Origin of the sequence: Daejeonella sp. (assembly GCF_044342615.1) — a bacterium.
In the GTDB taxonomy this organism is placed as follows: Bacteria; Bacteroidota; Bacteroidia; order Sphingobacteriales; family Sphingobacteriaceae; genus Daejeonella.
Genome location: NZ_JBIIPN010000139.1, coordinates 1 through 6,775, shown reverse-complemented (window position 1 = coordinate 6,775; position 6,775 = coordinate 1). Strand labels below are relative to the sequence as shown.

Here is a 6,775-nt window from a genome sequence, read left to right as displayed (position 1 = left end):
CGTGCCATCCAAAACTTTGTAGATGAGCATTTGAGCAATTGGTACGTACGATTATGTCGCCGCCGTTTTTGGAAAGGTGATTATTCTGAAGATAAAATTTCGGCTTACCAAACACTTTATACTTGTTTAAATACCATTGCTAAATTAATGGCTCCTGTTGCTCCATTCTTTAGCGATCGCTTATTTATCGACCTAAACAAGATTACTGGTAAAGAGCAGGCTCTTTCTGTTCACTTGGCTGATTTCCCAGAATATCAAGAAAACCTTGTTGATAAAGTCCTAGAAGAGCGCATGGCCCTTGCACAAGACATTTCATCACTTATCCTTTCATTGAGGAAGAAAGTAGGTATTAATGTAAGGCAGCCATTGGGAAAAGCCTTGATTCCTGTGCTCGACAAAACGTTTAAAGATCGAGTAGAAAAAATCAAAGATTTGATCCTTTCCGAGACAAATATCAAAGAAATTGAGTATATTACAGATACTTCAGGGATTATCAGTAAAAAAATAAAACCCAATTTTAAAGCTTTAGGCCCAAAAGTTGGTAAGGATATGAAAGTTGTGGCAGAAGCATTAAGCTCGCTATCACAACAAGACATAAATCGCTTTGAAAGCGAAGGAAAAATTGATATACCAAACACTTCCTATCAAATCATTGTTGATGATGTAGAAATTGTTGCAGAGGATGTTCCGGGATGGCAAGTTGCCAATATTGGTGCATTAACAGTAGCACTTGATATTACCATTAACGAGGAGCTAAAGCAAGAAGGAATTTCAAGAGAGTTGGTTAACCGCATACAAAATATGCGTAAAGATCAAGGATTTGAGGTTACTGACAAGATTAAGGTACAAGTTAAAGAACATCCTTATGTTTCTGACGCCTTGAAAAATAATTTGTCTTATATTTGCGCCGAAATCCTGGCCGACTCCTTAGAGCTTGTAAATGAGCTAGATGGAGGCGAAGTGGTGAACATTGATGAACACGATTTAATGATACTTATTAAAAAAGGATAGAAATGGATGCACACGAAAAAACTAGATATTCTGATTCAGAATTACAGGAATTTAAAGAACTTATAACCGGAAAAATACGTAGCTCAAGAGAGGAATTAGCCGCTTTAAGTCAGTCATTAAGCAATCCAAATATGAATGGTACGGACGATACTTCTGGAGCATATAAAACTCTTGAAGATGGTTCTGCTACACTTGAAAAAGAATCAATTAATCAATTGGCAGCACGTCAGAGAAAGTTTATTGATAATTTAGAGAACGCTTTGGTACGTATTGAGAATAAAACCTATGGTATTTGCAGAGAAACAGGGAAATTAATTCCTAAGGAACGCCTTCGTGCCGTACCACATGCAACATTAAGTATGGAAGCTAAATTGAAACAGTCCTAAATGAAAGCTTATACCAATCCAGTACTTGCTATTGTTTTTATATTAATTGCCGACCAGGTTTTAAAGTTTTGGATTAAGCTAAATATGACCTTAGGCCAAGAATTTAAAATTATTGGTAATTGGGCAATCATACATTTTACTGAAAACAATGGAATGGCCTTTGGGATGGAGTTTGGTGGTGAAGCTGGTAAGCTTGCCCTAACCTTATTTCGTATCGTTGCTGTTCTTGGGATAGGTTATGGTTTAATCTACATGATTAAGCATAAATACCACCGTGGGTTAATCATGAATTTATCGCTCATCTTTGCTGGAGCAATGGGAAACATCATTGATTCAAGCTTTTATGGGATGATCTTTAGCGAAAGCTCCTATTATGAACCTGCTCAATTTATGCCCGCTGAAGGCGGATATTCGAGCCTTTTTCATGGTAAAGTAGTTGATATGTTTTACATGCCAATCATTCAAGGCACATACCCATCATGGGTACCATTCTGGGGTGGCGAAGAGCTCATTTTCTTCAGACCTGTATTTAACCTAGCCGATTCTGCAATCTCCATTGGTGTAATTATGATATTAATATATCAAAAAACCTACTTCAAGGAAGAAAAAGAAGAAGAAGTTCACATACACAGTGAAGTTATCGAAGAATAAATTTAGAGGCCTGAAAAGGCCTTTTTTATTGGGGTAAATTTCTTGGTATTGTTATCGTCTGAAGCACCACCGCGTCATTTCGAACATGTCAATCTTTATATGTTATTTACGATGAGTGTGAGGCATGGAGAAATCTCATTCTGCGAGCTCGAATCGTCTAATGATGAGATTCCTCGTCGTACCTCCGTCGGAATGACGCGTTGGTAGATTTGATGTTTTGTTTCATAGGATGACAAAGGGGGCGAGCTCGGAATGACCTTTGCTTAAAATTACTTGTTATTATTTACCGGTAGAACATGTTCTTTTGTCTCCCGCAGCTGAAGAATTAAATGGCTTGGATGCCTATTTTAGAGAGTTAATACAAATACGAAAAGGAACAAGCACCCCCTGTTCATTTCGAGCCTAACACTGAGCATGGGGTTTGGGCTCAACAATCTAATAATTTAATAATCTCCTATTTTTGGCACGAAATTTTCTCTAAGATTAAATTATACATACATTAACAAATTAAAATGAAAAAAATAATCCTTTTGGCAATAATAGGTCTGTTCAGCCTATCTGCATCCTCACAACAAATGATGAGCATGCCTAAAAAAATTGAAGTAAGCGGTTCGGCAGAGGCTGAGGTAACTCCTGATATCCTTTACATAGCTATTTCTTTAAAAGAGTATTTTAAAGATGCTAGTAATAAAAATAAAGTAGACATTGAATATTTAGAGCGCCAATTACAAACTGCTGTTTTAAAAGCCGGCATTCCGCAAGAAAATTTCATGATCAATAATATCACAAGCTATAATAACTGGTGGAATAAAAAAAAAGTAAGTGATTTTTTAGCGAGTAAACAATACCGCATCAAGCTTAGCGATCTTAATAAATTCAATGAAATAATGAGTGCGATAGACCCGAAGGGCCTTGAGTCGAGTAATATCGAAAGCTATGAGTACTCCAAAATAGAAAGCTTAAAAAAGGAGCTTAAAATTAAAGCTTTGCAAAATGCCAAAGAAAAAGCTGAATATTTGACCCAATCGATTGGTGCTAGTTTAGTTGGCCCATTAGAAATTCAAGAAATGAATAATGAACCACAAGTTGAGCGAATGATGTATGCTAAAGTCATGATGAGCGATACCGTTGAAGAAATGATGCCAGAAATTGATTTCAAAAAAATTAAGCTCAACTTCCAAATTAGGGCAGTATTTGAAATAAAATAAGCATAATTTGAGGCTATTGAATCGTAAATTCAAGAAATAATTCTCAAATCGGCCTTTCGATACGTATTTTTATGGAAAGACTATTTTAATTTTAGCTTTCCATAAAAATCATAAAATAAATGCATTCACAACAAAAGGAGCCGAGAGATGTTGTTCCATCCAAGAAGAAACAGATATACCCCATCAGGCCTGAGCTTCGTGAATACTTATTAAAATTTGACCGGGAGGTAAAACTTCCGGTTCAATATTCTGATTTAATGCGTTTTAACCTCAAAACTCCTTTGCGAGATAAGGAAGGACGCGACACACTTTGGTACACCGTTTATTATGATGAAAGTGAGATGAAGGAGCTTTATCCAAGTCTCACCTATATTTATGCCCTCATGAATACCGACGGCGATACCGCAGTAATGGAGCATTTATCAGTCGCACGTATTGATTATTGCACCTTTGCCAATACCAGACCATTTAGAGTTCGTATCATCAATCGCCTAAACGACAATTACGATCATTTTTATGTGAAAATTGCAGATGCTTCGAGGGTTTACGGCCTCGAGCTCGAGCATATTTTATCACCAAACCGAATCAGTTATCTAACCGATAGCAATACCTTAATTGAAGAGCATATTCCGGGTTTACCTGGCGATGAATTTATCAGTAGAAGAATAGGAACATCAAAATTTAATCAAATTAGAATCTGCAAAGAATTTGTCAAGTTTAATGAACGCTGCTTTGTCAGGCTCCTAGGCGATATGCGATCCTATAACTTTGTTGTGGATATTACACCCGATATTGAGGGGAATCAATACCGTTTTAGAGCCATAGATTTCGATCAACAATCTTATGAAGGAAGACTCAAAATGTATTTACCCCATTATTTTAAGGAGAACTTAGCCTTAGTTCAACTTGGGATGCAACACATGGATGAAACCACTATGAGGCAATATCAGGAAGAAGAGCGGAGTCTTATCGCTAATCGATTCCGAACTGGACACTATCGTATTGAAGAACTCTTTAGAGTAATGGATATTGATCAGATAGCTCCCGAAGAAAAAGTGAAGCAACTAGGAAAAGAACTCTCATCTTACCATAAAAATCCAACATTTAAAAGCTGCGAAACTATGGGACAAATAGTTTTTGAATGCTTAAGTCAGATTGTAGGAAAAAGGCAGGGCTAAAAAAATCAGCCTGCCCTAAATTCAATTAATCGGCCAAATACCCAAATTTTCCATTATTGTAATCTTCAAATGCCTGAACGATCTCTTCTCTAGTGTTCATAACAAATGGTCCGTGGCTTGCAATAGGCTCATTAATTGGTTCGCCACTCAAAACTAAAACAAGTGCATCGCTCGTCGCCTCCACAACAAAATCTTCGCCATCATTAGCCATCAACACAAAATGATTAGTAGCTACTTCCTGGCTGTTATTAACCTTAATACTACCTTCAACGACTAATAATCCGGTATTAAAATGATTAGGGAAGCTGAAATTTGCATTCGCTCCTTCCTTGATTCTAGCATTAAATAAATGTAGTGGCGTAAAGGTTGAAGCTGTACCACTTACTCCTTGGTATTCACCAGCAATAATTTCTATCTCACCAGCATTATTTTCAAGCGGAAAACGAGTCATTTTATAGTTTTCAAGAGCTTGATATTTAGGAGTACTCATTTTATACTTTGCCGGCAAGTTTACCCAAAGCTGAACCATTTGAAACTCGCCGCCCTTTTTACTCCATTCCTTCTCATGAAATTCTTTATGTAAAACACCACTTGCGGCGGTCATCCATTGTACATCGCCTTCAGAAATCACACCACCCCCTCCACTACTATCGTGATGCTCAATTTGACCTTTATAAGCGATAGTTACGGTTTCAAAACCACGATGTGGATGTACACCCACACCTTTAGGCTCCAAACTAGGCTCGAAGGTATATTTTGAATTATAATCCAACATAATAATTGGATCCATGCGTTTCATATCTAATTTATAAGCACTAGGCACGAAATTATGCACTCTAAAGCCATCGCCAACAAAATGCGGCGGACTCGGACTAACAACTAATTCTAAACTTTTTGTACTCATATTGGTAAATTTTATAATTCAAAAATACGAAACATCAAAAGGAATAAAGTTGACCTATGTTAAGAAATAGAAAAGCATATTGGGGTTACACTTTTATAATAAAAGAATGGAAGCTCAGTAAAAACCAATACGAGAAAACCGAAATTAAAATTTAATCTCTATGAGAAATTCAAATAATGATAACAAATATCACTGAGTATAATCAGTGATATTGATCTAATAAATAATAAATTAATTTCTAGTTAATATATTCAAATCCCGTGTAAGGAACCAATGCTGCTGGTATCTTAATTCCTTGTTCTGTTTGGTTATTTTCCAATAAAGAAGCCACAATACGAGGCAATGCCAATGCACTACCATTTAATGTATGCGCTAATTGAGATTTACCTTCTTTGCTTTTGAAACGCAATTTTAGTCGGTTACTTTGATAAGTTTCAAAGTTAGATACAGAAGAAACTTCAAGCCAACGTGCCTGTGCAGCGCACCATACTTCCATGTCGTAGGTTTTAGCAGAAGTGAAACTCATATCGCCACCACAAAGACTTAACACGCGGTATGGAAGCTCTAAGGCTTTCAAAAGTGATTGCACATAGGTGCTCATATCTTCAAGAACCTCATAAGAATTATTGGGATGTACAACCTGTACAATTTCAACCTTATCAAATTGATGTAAACGGTTTAAGCCACGTACATGTGCGCCATAAGAACCTGCTTCACGACGGAAACAAGGGGTATAGGCACAGTTTTTTACAGGTAATTCTTCTTCCTTTAGAATTACATCTCGGTATAAATTAGTAACAGGAACCTCTGCCGTAGGAATTAAATATAAATTATCGATGCCAATATGGTACATCTGTCCTTCTTTATCAGGAAGCTGTCCTGTTCCGAAGCCTGAAGCCTCATTTACCACAATTGGTGGTTGCATCTCACGATAACCCACTTTGTCGGCATGATCTAAAAAGAAATTAATCAAAGCACGTTGCAATTTGGCGCCTTTACCCTTGTAGACAGGAAATCCAGCACCAGCAATTTTATTGCCTAGTTCAAAATCAATGATATCATATTTGGAAGCCAACTCCCAATGTGGAAGTGCATTTGACATCAATTTAGGAATTACTCCATGCTCTAAAACAACCACGTTCTCTTCGGGTGTTTTACCCTTCGGCACTGATACATGGGGCAAATTAGGAAGCAAAACAAGCTCATTTTGCAACAATATTTCGATGGCACTAAGCTTATCACTAAGGTTTTTCGTTTGCTCTTTAAAGCTATTCGACTGCTGTTTAAGGCTTTCTGCCTCGTCTTTAAGTCCCTGACGCATTAAATCTCCAATTTTCTTAGCACTTGCATTTGCTTCTGCAGCAATGGAGTCTAACTGAGTCTGAGTTTGACGGCGATCATCATCCAATTTTATGATTTGATCAACTAAATCAAGTG

7 protein-coding genes are annotated in these 6,775 nt (G+C 37.0%); 5 read left to right on the top strand and 2 right to left on the bottom strand.

Translation table 11 applies throughout. From position 1 onward, the window contains the following. From ACIQ0D_RS10760 to ACIQ0D_RS10740, 5 genes are all read left to right on the top strand, one after another. The coding region (locus ACIQ0D_RS10760) for a DUF5915 domain-containing protein (protein WP_395805468.1) at positions 1–1,011 on the top strand (1,011 nt) is incomplete at its 5' end. Between the two features lie 2 nt (positions 1,012–1,013). After that, positions 1,014–1,397, top strand: coding sequence for a TraR/DksA family transcriptional regulator (locus tag ACIQ0D_RS10755; protein ID WP_395805466.1), 384 nt, complete (start codon positions 1,014–1,016; stop codon positions 1,395–1,397). Beyond that, positions 1,398–2,048 (top strand): lipoprotein signal peptidase, encoded by a 651-nt coding sequence (locus tag ACIQ0D_RS10750; RefSeq protein WP_395805464.1) that lies wholly within the window; start codon positions 1,398–1,400, stop codon positions 2,046–2,048. A gap of 512 nt (positions 2,049–2,560) precedes the next feature. After that, entirely contained in the window at positions 2,561–3,256 is a 696-nt protein-coding gene (locus ACIQ0D_RS10745; RefSeq protein WP_395805462.1) for an SIMPL domain-containing protein, read from the top strand. A gap of 119 nt (positions 3,257–3,375) precedes the next feature. Next, positions 3,376–4,434 (top strand): hypothetical protein, encoded by a 1,059-nt coding sequence (locus tag ACIQ0D_RS10740; RefSeq protein ID WP_395805460.1) that lies wholly within the window; start codon positions 3,376–3,378, stop codon positions 4,432–4,434. A 25-nt stretch (positions 4,435–4,459) separates the two neighbouring features. On the opposite strand, the gene ACIQ0D_RS10735 is transcribed toward ACIQ0D_RS10740, so the two are convergent. Together ACIQ0D_RS10735 and serS are read right to left on the bottom strand one after the other, a co-directional pair. Then, positions 4,460–5,338, bottom strand: coding sequence for a pirin family protein (locus tag ACIQ0D_RS10735; protein ID WP_395805458.1), 879 nt, complete (start codon positions 5,336–5,338; stop codon positions 4,460–4,462). A gap of 238 nt (positions 5,339–5,576) precedes the next feature. After that, positions 5,577–6,775, bottom strand: a 1,199-nt coding sequence (gene serS / locus ACIQ0D_RS10730) for a serine--tRNA ligase (RefSeq protein WP_395805456.1), incomplete at its 5' end; no start/stop codon positions are given.